We start from the raw sequence: 16,873 nt of genomic DNA on the forward strand, positions 1-16,873 counted from the left end.
CGCTTACTTCGACCGGCTGGGTGTACCTCGACTCTCATAACCTCAACTTCTCGAACCGCCCGGTGCGGACCCGCATGCCGGGTGGTGTGGCAGGGGAACGGCCTCTTGGCCGTCCCCTATGCCGATCGATACAAGCAAAAAACTTATCGGGCGCGGGCCAGCAAAACGCCCGCTACAAGCGCCAGGCCGCCGACCAGGGCAATGGTTTGCCAAGGTTTGTCGTGAATGTAGGTGTCCGCATCGGCTAGCGCCGCATTCGCGCGGGCGCGAACGGCGTCTTGTGTGTCGTTCAAACGTGCGCGTGCAGAGTCCACGCTCTTGCCCAATTGGGCCCGCAGCGCGGAGACGTCAGCTGACGTCCCTTCCGACAGCGTTTCTTCAATCTCCGAAATCAGCGTGCGCAATTCGCCGCCGATGTCCTGCGCCGCGTCGCGGCTGTGACGCGAAATGCGGCGTGCGCGCCGGCTGGTGGAGTTCCATGAATCTCCGAGGGCATCTCGCGTATTGGGGAATGCGTTCATAGGATCGCTCCGTCGATGGATGAATCGTGGATGGGCCGCGAAGTTGCGGAAAAATACTAGGTGAGCAAGTTGGATGCCGGTTGATCGGCGGCGTTCAACATTGCACGCTCGAGCCTTGCCGCGCAAGCCATCCAGCGAAAAGCAGAAAATCAAAAAAAGTAGAAACTGCCAGGATAGGCGCGGAAAAAAGCTTGCCGCGCGTCATATTTACAAGCACTGAAAGACAAACGCCGTTGCGAGGATTCCTCGCAACGGCGTTTGTTTCATGTCTTGCTTAGACGGACAGCGATAAAAACAGAGCGGAAGGTGATGCTTAAAACCGCATTTAGAACCGCGTTTAGAACCGGTACCCGACGTTCAAATACGTCACGATCGGGTTCAGCTTCAGCTTCGCTTCCGAATTCACGGTGAGCTGGCCAACCGGGGTCTGCGCCTGGGTTGTAAGCTTGGCGGTGGCGTGAACGGGTATGAATGAGATGGAGAAACCTGCAAACCAATGATCGGTGAACGCGTATGTAAGGCCTGCATTAAACACGGGCGCCCACGAACTATCCGTCGATACGTCGGTCGGACCATGCAGCACGTTAGTTTCGAAGTCGGTATTCGTGATCTTGGCGTCGGTGAACGAAATGTGCGTCACGCCAATGCCCACGTACGGACGAATTTTCGACTGCGGTTGCATGAAGTAGTACTTCAGCAGCAGCGTTGGGCTCCACTGTTTGGCCGAACCGAGCGTGCCATATTGCGAATACCCCTTTTCACCCTTCAAGTCGAACGAGGGCGGAATGCCGAGAACGAATTCGCCGGCAATATGGTCGGTGACAAAGTAGCCGGCGGTGAAGCCTGCGGTGTCCCCGCTGGAGAGGCTCGCGCCCGTGTTGGGTAGTTCAACGCCGACCGGCGATCCACCTACGCTCGTTTCCTTGAGCGGGCCGCTGCTGGAAAGAGGCGCGAAATGGAGCCAACCTGTCGTGACGAAAAAAGTGTTTGCCGACTGTGCATGTGCTGCGCCAGACATGCACGCGAATGCGGCGACCCCCGTAACAACCCGTTTTATTTTCATTGAGTGCTCCTCCGAAAAAGCACGCTAATTATGAACAGAACATTTGAAACAAACCATGCTTCGCCTCAGAGCGTTTTCCCTAAGAAGAATGCTGGCTCTAATTGGGTTAGCGCGGCGCCAAGCCCCTGATTTCCCCGATCCATGCATGGTTGATGCATGGGTTGACGCATCCCCTCGCACGACTTGAACGAAAATTTTCAAGGTGGCCCAGAATGTGGCTTTAACGGACCGCCGGAATACCCGACCAACGCTCGACCAACGGAAAATCCAGCATGGCACGGCTAGCACGACTCTACGTTCCCGAACAGCCGCAGCATGTCATCTTGCGCGGTCTCGACCAGCAGCCCGCTTTCGTCGAAGCTCCGGACTACGAGCTTTTCATCGAATGCCTGCGCACGGCCTCCCGCGACCACCATCTCGCCATCCACGCTTATGCGCTGATGCCAGGGGCGGTACATCTCCTCGTCACTCCCCGAGACGAAGCCAGTCTCCCGAAAGCCATGCAGGCGGTCGGCCGGCGCTATGTCGCGCATTTCAATCGCCGTTATGCCCGCCGCGGCACCTTGTGGGAAGGCCGCTACCGGGCGACGGTGATCGAAGGTGAAACCTACTTCCTGCTCGCGAGCCGCGTAGTCGAGATGGCGCCGGTGCATGCAGAGCTCGTGCCCCTCCCGCAAGACTACAAATGGTCGAGCTATCGCCATCACATCGGCGTGACGCTCGACAGCCTCATAACCGATCACCCGCTGTACTGGAAGCTCGGCAACACACCGTTTGAACGCCAGCGCGCCTATACAGAGCTGTGCGAGCAGCCGCTCGACGAACGCGAAGCCAACCGGCTGCTGCAGGCGACGCTCAAAGGCTGGGTGCTCGGCAGCGACTCGTACAGGGAGTGGGCAGGGCGCGCCGCCAACCGGCGCGTCTCACCGTTGCCTCGTGGCCGTCCTCGCAAGATCCGCGAGACTCCACAGACCCGTTAACGGCGTTTTCGCGCTGGAACTGAAGAATGACTCAGCGGCATGACGACAAAAATCGGCATGCCGTTTATTTTTCTCTGAATTTGATGTGGAACTAATTAAATGGGGCAATCATGCACCAACTCGATAATAGGTGTCAGATCAACGCATTTTGATTGCCAACTTTTTGATTCATCGCGTATATTTCGTTTTCCGGCAGTTCGTGACGCGTTGCGTCAATTTGCTCGACCGGCGTCGCGTTTTTCGCCCAGGTTCAGGGTCTTGGCCTGCCGGAGGCGCGACCAACGCACAAAAGCAACGCAAAACAACGCAACAACATGTTCAACGGCCGCCCGCGGCCCCCCACAGAACACGGTGACCTATGAACGATCAATTGCCGCCGACTCTCGGTTCCGCTCCCGCCGCGCAGGGCATGTACGACCCCGAAAACGAACACGACTCCTGTGGCGTCGGCTTCGTTGCGCACATCAAGGGCAAGAAGCGCCATGAAATCATCCAGCAGGGTCTGAAGATCCTCGAAAACCTCGACCATCGCGGCGCTGTCGGCGCCGACAAGCTGATGGGCGACGGCGCGGGCATCCTGATCCAGATTCCGGACGGGTTTTATCGTGAGGAAATGGCGAAGCAAGGCGTGACGCTGCCGCCGGAAGGCGAGTACGGCGTCGGCATGATCTTCTTGCCGAAGGAAAACGCGTCGCGTCTCGCGTGCGAGCAGGAACTGGAACGCACGGTGAAGGCCGAAGGCCAGCTCGTGCTCGGCTGGCGCGATGTGCCCGTCGACGCCACCATGCCCATTTCGCCGACCGTGAAGGCCAGCGAACCGCTGATCCGGCAAATTTTTATCGGCCGGGGCAAGGACATTGTTGTGACCGATGCGCTCGAGCGCAAGCTGTACGTGATCCGCAAGACCGCCAGCCATCGGATTCAGGCGCTCAAGCTCAAGCACGGCAAGGAATATTTCGTGCCGTCGATGTCGGCGCGTACGGTCGTTTATAAGGGCCTGCTGCTGGCCGGTCAGGTGGGCGTGTATTACCGCGACCTGCAGGACGAACGCGCCGTTTCCGCACTCGCGCTCGTGCACCAGCGCTTCTCGACGAACACGTTCCCCGCGTGGGAACTCGCTCACCCGTACCGGATGATTGCGCACAACGGTGAAATCAACACCGTGAAGGGCAATGTCAACTGGCTGAACGCGCGTACCGGCGCGATCGCCAGCTACGTGCTGGGTGACGACCTGCCGAAACTGTGGCCGCTGATTTATCCGGGCCAGTCGGACACGGCATCGTTCGATAACTGCCTCGAACTCCTGGTCATGGCGGGTTATCCGCTCGTCCACGCAATGATGATGATGATTCCCGAAGCCTGGGAACAGCACACGCTGATGGACGACAACCGCCGCGCGTTCTACGAATATCACGCTGCCATGATGGAGCCGTGGGACGGCCCCGCTGCGATCGCGTTCACGGACGGCCGCCAGATTGGCGCTACGCTCGACCGTAACGGCCTGCGTCCGGCGCGTTATGTCATCACCGACGACGACCTCGTGATCCTCGCATCGGAATCGGGCGTGCTGCCGGTGCCGGAATCGAAGATCGTGAAGAAGTGGCGTCTGCAGCCGGGCAAGATGTTCCTGATCGATATGGAGCAAGGCCGGATCATCGACGACAAGGAACTCAAGGACAACCTCGCGAACGGCAAGCCGTACAAGAGCTGGATCGACGCTGTGCGCATCAAGCTCGACGAGATCGAGCCGAAGGCCGAGGAAGTCGATACGCAGCGCCGTGAAGCAGCCGCTTTGCTGGATCGTCAGCAGGCGTTCGGCTACACGCAGGAAGACGTCAAGTTCCTGATGGCGCCCATGGCGCAGCTGGGCGAAGAAGCCGTCGGTTCGATGGGGAACGACTCGCCGCTGGCGGTAATGTCGAACAAGAACAAGACGCTGTATCACTACTTCAAGCAGCTCTTCGCGCAAGTCACGAACCCGCCGATCGACCCGATCCGCGAGAACATGGTGATGTCGCTGGTGTCGTTCGTCGGCCCGAAGCCGAACTTGCTTGACACGACCAACATCAACCCGACGATGCGTCTCGAAGTCTCGCAGCCCGTGCTCGACTTCAAGGACATCGCGAAGATTCGCGCTATCGACAAATACACCGGCGGCAAGTTCAGCTCGTATGAGTTGAGCATCTGCTATCCGGTGGTGTGGGGCAATGAAGGCGTGGAAGCGCGCCTCGCTTCGCTGTGCGCGGAAGCGGTGGATGCTGTGAAATCCGGCTACAACATGCTGATCGTCTCCGATCGCAAGATGGATCGCGACAACCTCGCTATTCCGGCGCTGCTCGCTACGTCCGCCATCCATACGCACCTCGTGCAGCACGGTCTGCGCACGAGCACGGGTCTGGTCGTGGAAACGGGCTCGGCGCGCGAGACGCATCACTTTGCGTTGCTCGCCGCGTACGGCGCGGAAGCCGTGCATCCGTACCTCGCGCTGGAAACGCTCGCACAAATGGCCGAAGGCCTGAAGGGCGATCTTTCCGCCGATAAAGCCATCTACAACTACACGAAGGCGGTGGGCAAGGGCTTGTACAAGGTCATGTCGAAGATGGGCATTTCCACGTACATGTCGTACACCGGCGCGCAGATTTTCGAAGCGGTCGGGCTTTCCAGTGAACTCGTGGAGAAGTACTTCAAGGGCACGGCGTCGAAGGTTGGCGGCATCGGTATTTTCGAAGTGGCCGAGGAAGCGATTCGCCTGCATCGCGAGGCGTTTGGCGAGAACCCCGTGCTCGCGACCATGCTCGATGCTGGTGGTGAATATGCGTATCGCGTGCGCGGTGAAGAGCATATGTGGACGCCGGATGCCATCGCCAAGCTGCAGCATTCCACGCGCAGCAACTCGTATCAGACGTACAAGGAATACGCGCATCTGATCAACGACCAGACCCGGCGTCACATGACGTTCCGTGGTTTGTTCGAGTTCAAGGTCGATCCAGCGAAGGCGATTCCTTTGGACGAAGTGGAACCGGCGAAAGAGATCGTCAAGCGTTTCGCGACTGGCGCGATGTCGCTGGGTTCGATCAGCACCGAAGCGCACGCCACGCTGGCTGTGGCCATGAACCGTATTGGCGGGAAGTCGAACACGGGTGAAGGCGGTGAAGACGCGAACCGGTATCGCAACGAATTGCGCGGCATTCCGATCAAGAACGGCGACACGATGAAGTCCGTGATCGGCGATGAAGTCGTCACCGATATCCCGTTGAAAGACGGCGATTCGCTGCGCTCGAAGATCAAGCAGGTGGCGTCCGGTCGCTTTGGCGTGACCGCGGAGTACCTGTCGTCGGCTGATCAGATCCAGATCAAGATGGCGCAGGGCGCGAAGCCGGGCGAAGGCGGACAACTGCCGGGTCACAAGGTCAGCGAGTACATCGGCAAGCTGCGGTATTCGGTGCCGGGCGTGGGCCTGATTTCGCCGCCGCCGCACCACGATATTTATTCGATCGAAGATCTGGCGCAGCTCATTCACGATCTGAAGAACGTGAACTCGTCGTCGAGCGTGTCGGTGAAGCTGGTGTCGGAAGTGGGCGTTGGCACCGTTGCCGCCGGCGTTGCAAAGGCGAAGGCCGATCACGTCGTGATTGCGGGGCATGATGGCGGCACGGGCGCTTCGCCCTTGTCGTCGTTGAAGCACGCCGGCACGCCGTGGGAACTGGGTCTGGCCGAAACGCAGCAAACGCTGGTGCTCAACCGCCTTCGCGGCCGTATCCGCGTGCAGGCCGATGGTCAGATGAAGACCGGCCGCGACGTGGTGATCGGTGCGCTGCTCGGCGCCGATGAATTCGGTTTCGCGACCGCGCCGCTCGTCGTCCAGGGTTGCATCATGATGCGCAAGTGTCACCTGAACACGTGCCCGGTCGGCGTCGCGACGCAAGATCCGGTGCTGCGCGCCAAGTTCACGGGACAGCCGGAACATGTGGTGAACTTCTTCTTCTTTATCGCGGAAGAAGTGCGCGAAATCATGGCGCAACTGGGCATCCGCAAGTTCGATGACCTGATCGGTCACGCTGAATTGCTCGATACGAAGAAGGGCGTCGAGCACTGGAAGGCGAAGGGCCTGGACTTCTCGAAGGTGTTTTACCAAGTGCCGAACGACGGCAGCATTGCGACGAAGCACGTCGAGACGCAAGATCACGGGCTTGAGAAGGCGCTGGATCATGTGCTGATCGAGAAGTCGGCGGCGGCTATTGAGAAGGGCGAGCATGTCTCGTTCATTCAGCCGGTGCGCAACGTGAACCGCACGGTCGGCGCGATGTTGTCCGGTTTGATCGCGCGCAAGTACGGTCACGACGGCCTTCCTGACGACTCGATTCACATCCAGTTGAAGGGCACGGCGGGCCAGAGTTTCGGTGCGTTCCTGGCGAAGGGCATCACGCTGGATCTCGTCGGCGATGGCAACGACTACGTCGGCAAGGGGTTGTCGGGCGGGCGCATCATCATTCGCCCGACTAACGACTTCCGCGGCAAGTCGGAGGAAAACATCATCTGCGGCAACACGGTGTTGTACGGCGCGATTGAAGGCGAAGCGTATTTCCGGGGCGTCGCGGGCGAGCGTTTCGCCGTGCGCAACTCGGGCGCGACGGCGGTCGTGGAAGGCACCGGCGATCACGGTTGCGAATACATGACCGGGGGCACGGTGGTCGTGCTCGGCGAAACCGGGCGCAACTTCGCGGCGGGCATGTCGGGCGGCATGGCGTTTGTCTTCGATGCAGACGGCACCTTCGGCGGCAAGTGCAACAAGGCGATGGTCGCACTCGATCCTGTCTTGCAGCAGGCAGAACAGGAACGCACGGTGGACCGGGCTTTGTGGCACACCGGCAAGACCGACGAAGCGTTGCTCAAGGAGCTGATCGAGCGACACTTCCAGTCCACCGGGTCGACGCGTGCGAAAGCGTTGCTCGAGAACTGGGATGCATCACGTCGTCAATTCGTGAAGGTATTCCCGACAGAGTACAAGCGTGCGCTTGGCGAGATGGGTGCGAAGAAAGCGAAGGAAGCGATCGCGGCCTGAATTTTCCGCGGAACCTGATCTAGTACGGCCCTTCGGCGTTAGACGTCGAAGGGTGGATTAACCCCCAATACAGAGAAAGAGAACCACATGGGCAAAGCAACCGGTTTTCTCGAGTTCGAGCGCCAGCATGAGACGTACGAAGCGCCGCTCGCTCGCGTCAAGCATTACAAGGAATTCGTTCACGCGCTGTCGGACGAGAACGCGAAGATCCAGGGCGCGCGCTGCATGGATTGCGGCATTCCGTTCTGCAACAACGGCTGTCCGGTGAACAACATCATTCCAGACTTCAACGACCTGGTGTTCCAGCAGAACTGGAAGACGGCCATTGAAGTGCTGCATTCCACGAACAACTTCCCGGAGTTCACTGGGCGCATTTGTCCGGCGCCGTGTGAAACCGCGTGCACGCTTGGCATCAACGACGATCCGGTCGGCATCAAGTCGATCGAACACGCGATCATCGATAAAGCGTGGGCCGAAGGCTGGGTCGCTCCCTTGCCGTCGAAGCACAAGACCGGCAAGAAGGTGGCCGTGGTCGGATCGGGTCCTGCCGGATTGGCCGCTGCGCAGCAACTCGCGCGTGCGGGGCATGACGTGACCGTGTTCGAAAAGAACGATCGGATTGGTGGATTGCTGCGCTATGGCATCCCCGATTTCAAGCTTGAAAAGTGGCTGATCGATCGCCGCATGCGGCAGATGGAAGCCGAAGGCGTGGCGTTCCGGACCAATGTGTTTATCGGTAAAGATCCGTTGCCGGGGCATATCGCGAATTCATCGCGTGAAACCATTTCGCCCGAAGAGTTGCGCGAGCAGTTCGACGCTGTCGTGATTGCAGGTGGATCGGAAACGCCGCGTGATTTGCCGGTGCCTGGACGTGAAATGCAAGGCATCCATTACGCAATGGAATTCCTGCCGCTGCAGAACAAGGTAAATGCTGGCGACACGGTCGTCGATCAGTTGATCGCGAAGGGCAAGCACGTTGTCGTGATTGGTGGCGGCGATACGGGTTCGGATTGCGTTGGGACATCGAATCGGCATGGCGCGAAAAGCGTGACGCAGTTCGAGTTGCTTTCGCAGCCGCCTGAAGTCGAGAACAAGCCGCTGGTTTGGCCGTACTGGCCGATCAAGTTGCGTACGTCGTCGTCGCATGAGGAAGGTTGCGAGCGCGATTGGTCTGTGGCGACCAAGCGCTTCGAAGGCAAGAACGGCAAGGTTGAAAAGCTGATCGCCGTGCGCGTGGAATGGAAGGACGGGAAGATGCAGGAAGTGGCGGGATCGGAGTTCGAAATGAAGGCCGATCTGGTGCTGCTCGCGATGGGCTTTACGCAACCCGCGTCGCCCGTGCTCGAGGCGTTTGGTGTCGATAAAGACGCGCGCGGGAATGTGAAGGCTTCTACCGAAGGGGAGAAGGCTTACTTCACTTCAGTGCCCAAGGTGTTCACCGCTGGGGATATGCGGCGTGGCCAGTCGCTGGTTGTTTGGGCGATTCGTGAAGGGCGGCAGTGCGCAAGATCGGTGGATGCGTTTTTGATGGGGTGTACCGAGTTGCCGCGCTGAGATCGTTTGTCGCGTGGTGCTGGAAAGGAAACCGGGCTCGATGTGAGCCCGTTTTTTTATCTGTATTCCCCAAAGTTAAACTCGCGATACTGCCGTCGATGAGGCTTGCTAGAGCAACTCGATCCAAGAGCGGGAGGATGTGCATGGGAACGACCTACAAACAAGACGTGGTGGCCTGGGCTCAAGAGCAGGCGGCGTTGCTGCGCTCGGGGAAGCTATCGGCTATCGATATCGAACATATCGCCGAGGAGATCGAGGACGTGGGCAGGAGCGAGCAACGCGACTTGGGCAGCCGCATGGCTGTGCTATTGGCCCATCTGCTCAAGTGGGAGTATCAGCCGAGCCATCGAACCAGCAGTTGGAAACGAACCATCAAGGAGCAACGCAAAGTGCTTGGTTTGCGGTTGAAGAAAACGCCAAGCCTTAACGGATCGCTTACGGACCCGGACTGGCTCGCAGAAAGTTGGTCGGACGGGGTAAGTAAAGCCGTCGATGAAACCGGCTTGGATGTGTTCCCGGAAGGCTGCGCGTGGTCGGTCGAAGAGATTCTCTCCCAGGATTTTTATCCCGAAAGCTGGTTGTAATGATATAAAAATTTGCCGCGTTCAACTTGCTTTACCTCGTCACTGAGAAGTATGCCGGTTTCGACTTGTATCCGGGCGCGGTCGACAACCATCTAATGGGATTGGCCTTCGAAGAGTTGATCCGCAAGTTCGCCGAGATCTCGAATGAGACGGCGGGTGAACACTTCACACCGCGCGAAGTGGTTCGCCTGATGGTGAGCCTGCTGTTCATTGAAGACAATGTCGTGCTTAAATCTAGAAGTGCAGTAGTCCGAGCTATTTACGATCTAACAGCGGGTACTGGTGGAATGCTGTCCATGGCAGGCGAGTTTCTGCTTCAGCATGATCCGGCTGCGCGGCTGACTATGTTTGGGCAAGGCGCTGAACGACGAATCCTATGCCGTCTGTATAGCTGACATGCTGATTAAAGGGCAAGACGTCAGCAATATCACCGGTGGCAATACGCTTTCCGACGACGGGCATAGCGGTCGCAAGTTCGATTACGGCCATATATTGCAAAGCCGTATCTCGCCGTACGCGCCGGGGGAATCAAACTCGCGTTTAAACCGGCACACGACGGTCGGGAAATCGATGAGAAGCAAGTCGAACGAAGCACTGCGACGAAAGCAAGCTCCTTGAGATCGACACGCTGGCGCAACAAGCAATGAGCAATAGTAAGCAACAGTTCGACAACTCTCCTGATCTCACCGATGCGTTGCAGAACGCAATTATGCGTTCGATGCCCATGCAACGATGAGCACCCAAGCACTTAGTTCTGCGCGAGTGCGCGCCGGCCTCAAAGACATCCTTCTGGGCCCCGGACAGTTGTACGAGGCGTTGCGCGCCCGCTCCGGCCTACCGCCGCGGATTGGTGAGCGAGGATGGTGAGGCTCGTCGCACTGTTTCCCTTTCCATCCCCCGCTATTGCGACTTCTCCGATAGCCTCGCGTTAGGCCTCAGCGCATGCTCATGCCCTCACAAATTCAGGGGCGTGGAATGAACAAGATCGAGCGATTCTCCAGCGGCGCGTTCTTATTTGCGGCGTTCGTTTCACTCACCGCATCGGCTGAAACCACTGGTCACGGGTGGACGTACGAAGGCGAACACGGACCTGCTCACTGGGGCGCCATGGGCGAAGCCTTCCACGCATGCGAAAGCGGCCGCGCCGAGTCACCGATTGACATCGCGAAGGCAAAGAAAGCGCCAGCCGATATGCCCCGCCTGAAGATCAACTACAAGCCCCTTCCCATCGATATCATCAACACCGGCCACGCCGTTCAATTTAACGCGACGCCCGGTACCGAAGGCATCACGCTCGGCGATCAAGCCTACCAACTCGTTCAGTTCCACTTTCATTCACCGGGTGAAGAACGTTTTGCTGGCAAGGAAAGCGTGATGGACGCTCACCTCGTCCACCGATCCGAGGACGGCAAGCTCCTCGTTTTGGCCGTTCAGTTCCAGATCGGCGATCATCCCAATCCCGTCATCCAGACGATGCTGGACCGTATCCCGAAGGAGAAGGGGGCGGAGTTCAAGGTGAATGCTGTGATGGTGAATCCGTTCGACCTGCTGCCCAAACAAACGAGCTACTACACGTATAGCGGTTCACTGACTACGCCGCCGTGTTCGGAAGGCGTGACGTGGATCGAGTTCAAGGAACGGATGATCATCACGCAGCAGCAACTCGATTCCATGCAGCGCTTTTATCACGGCAATCAACGCCCGGTGCAAGCGCTCAACGGACGTGAGATTTGGGACGTGGAGTGATCCGACCTCGCTGAGAAATCACCCGTCGAAAGACGGCGCGCTGTAAGACAAGAAGCGGTTTTAGCGCAGGCTAAAACCGCTTCGTCTTCATCATCAAGAAAGTCACCCCGTCACCGCATCCAACACCTTCCCTCGCGTTTCCGGCAACAACAGTGCCGCGACGATCACCAACAAATACCCGGTCCCTGCCACCATGCCAATCGCTTTGACAAGCGACATTCCCTGCGAAAGCACGCCTACAAGAATCGGGAAAAACGAGCCTAACCCGCGCCCGAGGTTGTAGCAAAACCCCTGCCCCGAGCCGCGTATCGCATTCGGGTACAGCTCCGATAAATACGCGCCCACGCCCGCAAATATCCCCTGTACGACAATGCCGAGCGGAAAGCCGAGCAACAGCATGGTGTGGTCGGTGATGGGGATCATTGTGTAGATCATCCCGAGCAGAAACGAGCCGATAGCAAACAGGACGAACGACGCGCGCCGCCCAATCTTGTCGCAGAGAATGGCCCCGAACACGTAGCCCAAAAACGAGCCGACGATCAGCACCACGAGATAACCGCTCGTATTGAACACGGACAGGTGCCGCTCGGTCTTGAGATACGTCGGCAGCCACGTGGTGATGGCGTAATAACCGCCGAGCATGCCGGTGCACAACGCGCTGCCGAGGATCGTTGTCTTGAGGTGCGAGCCTTTGAAGATATCGGAGAAAGTGGCGGTTTCAGTCCCGGCATCACGCGCCCGGCGTGTGGCGAGATAGATCTCAGGGTCGCTGACGTTGCGGCGAATGTAGAGGATCCACAGCGCCGGCAAGATACCGATCCAGAAGCATGCGCGCCAAGCGGTATCTTCCGGCAGCAACGCGAAAAATGCCCAGTAGAGGATCGCCGCGGCGCCCCAGCCGAATGACCAGCTGCTCTGCACGGTACCCACTGCCTTGGCGCGATGCTGCGGCGAACGAATGGTCTCGGCCATCATCACGGTGACCACGGACCATTCGCCGCCGAAGCCCACGCCTTGCAGCGTGCGCGTGGTCAGCAACTGCCCGAACGAATGCGTGAAGCCGGAAAGAAACGTGAAGAACGCAAACGTGCCGATCGTCCACTGCAAGACGCGGACGCGGCCGTATCGGTCGGAGAGAATGCCGGCGAGCCAGCCACCAATAGCCGATGAAATCAGCGAGCTCGTCGCGATCATCCCGGCTTCGCTCTTCGTCATGCCCCACGCGGTGATCAGCGTGGGAATGAGGAACGAGTAGATCATGAAGTCGAAGGCATCGACGGCGTAACCGCCGAAACCCGCGTAAAGCGTGCGGCGCTCGCGCGTCGTCAGCTCGGTGAACCACTCGAACGCTCGCAAATCCCGTCTCCCGTTCAAAGCCTGCCGTACAGGCGCAGGAGCATTCTACGGTGCGTCGTTCAACGGGAAAAGCAGGTCAAAAAGAACCTGCTTGTGGATTCACATCGCGTTCAGGGCCGTGCTTACCGGACATGGAGCACGTGGTTCGATCTCAAACCACCACGCTTTCAGCCCCCGCCCGCTCGATCTCGATTCGGCTCTCGTGGAACCCAGTCACCGACTCGCGATGCGCCACGCTGACAATCGCGGCGTTCGGCAACGCATCGATGATGGCCGTATAGATCAGCATCTCGTTCTCGGCATCGAGCGCGCTGGTGGCTTCATCGAGGAACATGAAGTCCGGCTTGTGCAGTAATACACGGGCAGCCGCCAGCCGCTGCTGTTCGCCCGGCGACATCATCTTCGCCCAGTGTCCGGACTCCTCCAGACGCGTGCCGTAGGCGTTCAGGTTGCAGGCGCGCAAGGCTTCGCGGCAGTCATCATCGGAGAAGACTTCCGCTGTCGACGGGTAACTCAACGCCGCTTTCAACGTGCCGATCGGCAAGTAGCTTTGCTGCGGAATGAACATCAGCTTGGCGTCGACAGGCGCGTCGATCGTGCCGTCACCGAACGGCCACAAGCCGGCTAACGCGCGCATCAACGTACTTTTCCCTGAACCGGACGGACCTTGCACGAGCCAGCGCGAGCCCGGCTTCACCACCACATCGGCGACGTTCGCGAGTGGCGTGCCGTTTGGCAACGCGAGCTTCAGTCCGGTCGTGGTCAACGCGTCGGTGCTCGTGTAATGCAGGTTGATGCCGCCGTGGACAGTCGCCGGTGAGATCGCTTCCTTGATGTGCGTGGAGCGCATCACACGCTTGAATTCGCGCAACCGGTTTACGGTGGCGCGCCATTCGACCAAGGTCGAGTAACTGTTGATGAACCAGGAAAACGAGTCGCTGACCGTGCCGAACGCCGAACTGATCTGCATCAGCACGCCGAACGTGAATGCGCCTGCAAAGTAGCGGGGAGCCGCGACCATGATTGGGAAAATAATCGCGATCTGGCCGTAGAAGGACAGCACGAAGGTCATCCGCCGCGTGTACTTCATGATCTGCCAGTAGTTCTGGCGGATCGTTTCGAAGATGGTCCTGGCGTTGCGGTTTTCCGTCGCGATGCCGTCATAGAACGCGATTTGCTCGGCGTTCTCACGAATGCGGATCAGGCCGAAACGGAAGTTGGCTTCCACTTTCTGCGCCTGGTAATTAATCGATACCAGCGGATGGCCAAAACGCTGGATCAGGAGCGAGCCGAGCACCGCGTACAGTGCGGCGGCCCAGACCATATAGCCCGGAATATTGATCGGCGTACCGAACAACGAAAAGCTCAGCGCGCCCGCCAGCGTCCACAGGATCGTGATGAAGGTCACGAGCGTGACAAGCGTCGATAACAAGTCCAGCGACAACGAAAGCGTGGTCGTGGCGAAAGATTGCAGGTCGTCGCTAATCCGCTGGTCGGGGTTATCGGCGAGACGATCGCGTTCTATGCGGTAGAAGGCTTTATCGCCGAGCCATTGTTCGAGGTATCGGTGGGTGAGCCACTGGCGCCACCGGAAGCCGAGCATCTGGCGCAGGTACCGGCCATACACGGCGAGCAGGATGTACGCGAACGCGAGGCCCGCGAAGATCAGCAGCAAGCGCGGAAACTCGGCGACCCTCTTGGCTTGCAGCGTGTTGTAGAAGTCCGCGCTCCAGGTGTTCAGGCGGACGTTGATGTACACGACCGCCATATTGATCGCGATGATCGAGATCAGTAAAAGCCATGCAATGCCGCGTTCTTCCGATACCCAGTAAGGCTTGATAAGACTCCACGCCGACACTTTGTCGGCGTCTTGTTCTGTGTTGCCGGGAGGTGTGGTGGTCATGAGCTTCCTGAAGACGTGCCGGCTCGGCGGCAGGTTGTAACTTGGCGGTATCGATGCGGATGGTCTTGCCCCGTCTCAATGATCGTAAGAGGCCATTAAAGACGGCGCGCGCCGGAGCATTGTTTCGGGCGTGGCTTAATTGTTCCTTAATCCTCAGCCCGGCTGACGACTGACCCGCCGATGCAATGCAACAGCCAGGCGCTTGCCGTATGCGTCCGCGGCAGACGAACCTGACGTTCGCGGCATTGTGCCAGAGTGCGCGCACCGCGAACGAAAGGGAAGGCTGTCCGATCTTGTCCGCGACGGGCCCCCGGGCTTTTCCTTAGAGCGGGCCGCCCTACGCGGGCCGCCCCGTTTGCGGGTCGTTTCGCTTTTATGTTTTAATGATCGATGACGAAACAGGGGTGCTTCGGCACGCGTCTCCCTCCTTGGAAACAATGGAGAAACGCGCGGCGAGGCTGAGAGAGTCCCTTTGCACCCGATCCGGGTAATACCGGCGAGGGAAGTTTCCGGAAACCGCCGCGTTTCCAGTTTCTTCCAGTATTGGCTGGCACAGGAGCCGCACGCAATGCGCTCCCAAGCCGCTCTCTCCGATCTCTCGCCGTGGTTTCGTCCCTGAAATGTGTTTTTGTGCGCCGCGCGTGCAACCAGGGCTCGAAACCGGCGTTTCTCCCGATCTCGATTTCCGTGCTGTGCTCCGTGCGTTCTGCAGCGTCTGCTGAGGAGGCATCGTCATCGTGAACACCGTTGTGCATTCCACCCATTCCCGTGCGTCCTGGCGAGACGACTTTGCCGTCGTCGGCGGTGGCTTGTGCGGACGGCTGGTCGCCTGGTTGTTGGCGGGTGCGGGGCACCGTGTGGCGCTGTACGACCGCGGCGACGCCGCCGGCACGCAATCGGCTGCATGGGTCGCGGCGGCAATGCTCGCGCCGCTCGCCGAGGCCGCCAGCGCGGAATTGCTGATCACTGAACTCGGCGCGGCATCACTTGAGCGCTGGCCGGGTTTTATCGCCGATATGCCGGAACCGGTGTTTTTCCAGCGTAATGGCACGCTGGTCGTCTGGCATGCCGGCGACCGCGCCGAAGCGCCGCTGTTCGAGCGCCGTTTGCGCGCGAACGCGCCTTCAGAGCTCTTCCGCGATGGCTTCGTCAAACTCTCCGGCGCGCAAGTCGCGGCGGCGGAGCCGTCTCTGGGCACGCGTTTTCCGCAAGGCTGGCTGCTGCCGAACGAAGGCCAGCTCGACAACCGGCAGGTGCTGAGCGCGCTGGCAGCGGCATTAGCCGAACGTCACGTTGACCTCCACTGGAATACGACGATCGATACCCATACCTCGCCGGACGCGCATTTCGTCATCGATTGCCGCGGCCTCGGCGGGAAACCGGCGTGGCCGGCGTTAAGAGGCATTCGCGGCGAAGTGGCGCGTGTGCACGCTCCGGGAATCGGGCTGACGCGGCCTGTGCGCTTGCTGCATCCGCGCTATCCGCTCTACATCGCGCCGAAGCAGGATGACCTTTATGTAATCGGCGCGACCGAAGTGGAAGGCGAAGACATGTCGCCGATGACCGTGCGTTCGGCGCTCGAGCTCCTGAGCGCGGCGTTCGCGGTTCATCCGGGTTTCGGCGAGGCGCGCATTCTCGAGCTCAATTCGCAATGCCGGCCGACCTTGCCCGATCATCGTCCGGCGATTGTCTGGGACGGCGCACGAACCTTGCGGGTGAACGGGTTGTATCGACACGGCTATATGATCGCGCCCGAAGTCGCCGATTCCGCCCGAGCGCTTGCCGAAGCGCTGCTCGGCGGCGCGATCACCGACCCTGATTCCTTCGACGACTGGCGCCGCCAAGCCCGCTGGTCCGCCTTGCTGCGCTGCGAACACGCGGCGTCTGTGCTTTGACTTTCATCATGAACATTCACATCAATCAGCAGCCGTTTTCCATGCCCGACGTGGCGACCATCACCGACGCCCTCGCGGCATTCGGCGCAAAACCGCCGTTCGCGGTGGCTCTGAACGGGCAATTCGTCGCGCGTGGCGAACACGCATCGAAGGTGCTCGCCGCCGGGGACAAACTCGACGTCGTCTCGCCGGTCGCCGGCGGCTGAGCT

At 59.5% G+C, this 16,873-nt stretch carries 11 protein-coding genes, 2 pseudogenes and 1 riboswitch; of the genes and pseudogenes, 9 read left to right on the forward strand and 4 right to left on the reverse strand.

Annotated features, from left to right (window positions below; genetic code table 11):
• Positions 1 to 143 precede the first annotated feature (143 nt).
• Together FH08_RS0131380 and FH08_RS0131385 are read right to left on the reverse strand one after the other, a co-directional pair.
• Positions 144 to 521 carry a DUF883 family protein gene (locus tag FH08_RS0131380; RefSeq protein WP_031362153.1) on the reverse strand — a complete coding sequence of 126 codons (378 nt, stop codon included), beginning with the start codon at positions 519 to 521 and terminating at the stop codon, positions 144 to 146.
• Positions 522 to 858: 337 nt separating this feature from the next.
• Positions 859 to 1,584 (reverse strand): OmpW/AlkL family protein, encoded by a 726-nt coding sequence (locus FH08_RS0131385; protein ID WP_031362154.1) that lies wholly within the window; start codon positions 1,582 to 1,584, stop codon positions 859 to 861.
• Between the two features lie 272 nt (positions 1,585 to 1,856).
• Here FH08_RS0131385 and FH08_RS0131390 point away from each other — a divergent pair, with 272 nt between their 5' ends.
• The 7 genes and pseudogenes from FH08_RS0131390 to FH08_RS0131420 all read left to right on the forward strand — a co-directional run bounded on the left by FH08_RS0131390 (position 1,857) and on the right by FH08_RS0131420 (position 11,510).
• Entirely contained in the window at positions 1,857 to 2,564 is a 708-nt protein-coding gene (locus FH08_RS0131390) for a transposase (protein ID WP_031362155.1), read from the forward strand.
• A gap of 358 nt (positions 2,565 to 2,922) precedes the next feature.
• Complete coding sequence (locus FH08_RS0131395; protein ID WP_031362156.1) at positions 2,923 to 7,626, forward strand: glutamate synthase-related protein; 4,704 nt, start codon at positions 2,923 to 2,925, stop codon at positions 7,624 to 7,626.
• Positions 7,627 to 7,713: 87 nt separating this feature from the next.
• Complete coding sequence (locus FH08_RS0131400) at positions 7,714 to 9,180, forward strand: glutamate synthase subunit beta (RefSeq protein ID WP_031362157.1); 1,467 nt, start codon at positions 7,714 to 7,716, stop codon at positions 9,178 to 9,180.
• 143 nt (positions 9,181 to 9,323) lie between these two features.
• Positions 9,324 to 9,764 carry a DUF29 domain-containing protein gene (locus FH08_RS0131405; protein WP_031362158.1) on the forward strand — a complete coding sequence of 147 codons (441 nt, stop codon included), beginning with the start codon at positions 9,324 to 9,326 and terminating at the stop codon, positions 9,762 to 9,764.
• Positions 9,765 to 9,784: 20 nt separating this feature from the next.
• Positions 9,785 to 10,247: pseudogene (locus FH08_RS0131410) on the forward strand (HsdM family class I SAM-dependent methyltransferase); the annotation flags it as partial.
• Between the two features lie 118 nt (positions 10,248 to 10,365).
• Positions 10,366 to 10,631, forward strand: a pseudogene (locus tag FH08_RS53635) (hypothetical protein); the annotation flags it as partial.
• Between the two features lie 108 nt (positions 10,632 to 10,739).
• Entirely contained in the window at positions 10,740 to 11,510 is a 771-nt protein-coding gene (locus FH08_RS0131420) for a carbonic anhydrase (RefSeq protein WP_035567564.1), read from the forward strand.
• A 102-nt stretch (positions 11,511 to 11,612) separates the two neighbouring features.
• Here the strand turns inward: FH08_RS0131420 and FH08_RS0131425 are convergent, their stop codons facing one another.
• Both FH08_RS0131425 and FH08_RS0131430 read right to left on the reverse strand, forming a co-directional pair.
• Complete coding sequence (locus tag FH08_RS0131425) at positions 11,613 to 12,866, reverse strand: MFS transporter (RefSeq protein ID WP_031362162.1); 1,254 nt, start codon at positions 12,864 to 12,866, stop codon at positions 11,613 to 11,615.
• Positions 12,867 to 13,017: 151 nt separating this feature from the next.
• Positions 13,018 to 14,769, reverse strand: a complete 1,752-nt coding sequence (locus FH08_RS0131430; RefSeq protein WP_031362163.1) for an ABC transporter ATP-binding protein/permease — start codon at positions 14,767 to 14,769, stop codon at positions 13,018 to 13,020.
• 390 nt (positions 14,770 to 15,159) lie between these two features.
• Positions 15,160 to 15,291, forward strand: a riboswitch (TPP riboswitch).
• Between the two features lie 215 nt (positions 15,292 to 15,506).
• Between FH08_RS0131430 and FH08_RS0131435 the strand changes: the two genes are divergently transcribed.
• Together FH08_RS0131435 and thiS are read left to right on the forward strand one after the other, a co-directional pair.
• Positions 15,507 to 16,664, forward strand: coding sequence for an FAD-dependent oxidoreductase (locus tag FH08_RS0131435; protein ID WP_235210563.1), 1,158 nt, complete (start codon positions 15,507 to 15,509; stop codon positions 16,662 to 16,664).
• An 8-nt stretch (positions 16,665 to 16,672) separates the two neighbouring features.
• Positions 16,673 to 16,870: a sulfur carrier protein ThiS gene (gene thiS, locus FH08_RS0131440; RefSeq protein WP_031362165.1), complete on the forward strand. Its 198-nt coding sequence runs from the start codon at positions 16,673 to 16,675 to the stop codon at positions 16,868 to 16,870.
• The last annotated feature ends 3 nt before the right edge of the window (positions 16,871 to 16,873 follow it).

The organism is Caballeronia sordidicola (assembly GCF_000729995.1).
GTDB lineage: Bacteria > Pseudomonadota > Gammaproteobacteria > Burkholderiales > Burkholderiaceae > Caballeronia > Caballeronia sordidicola_A.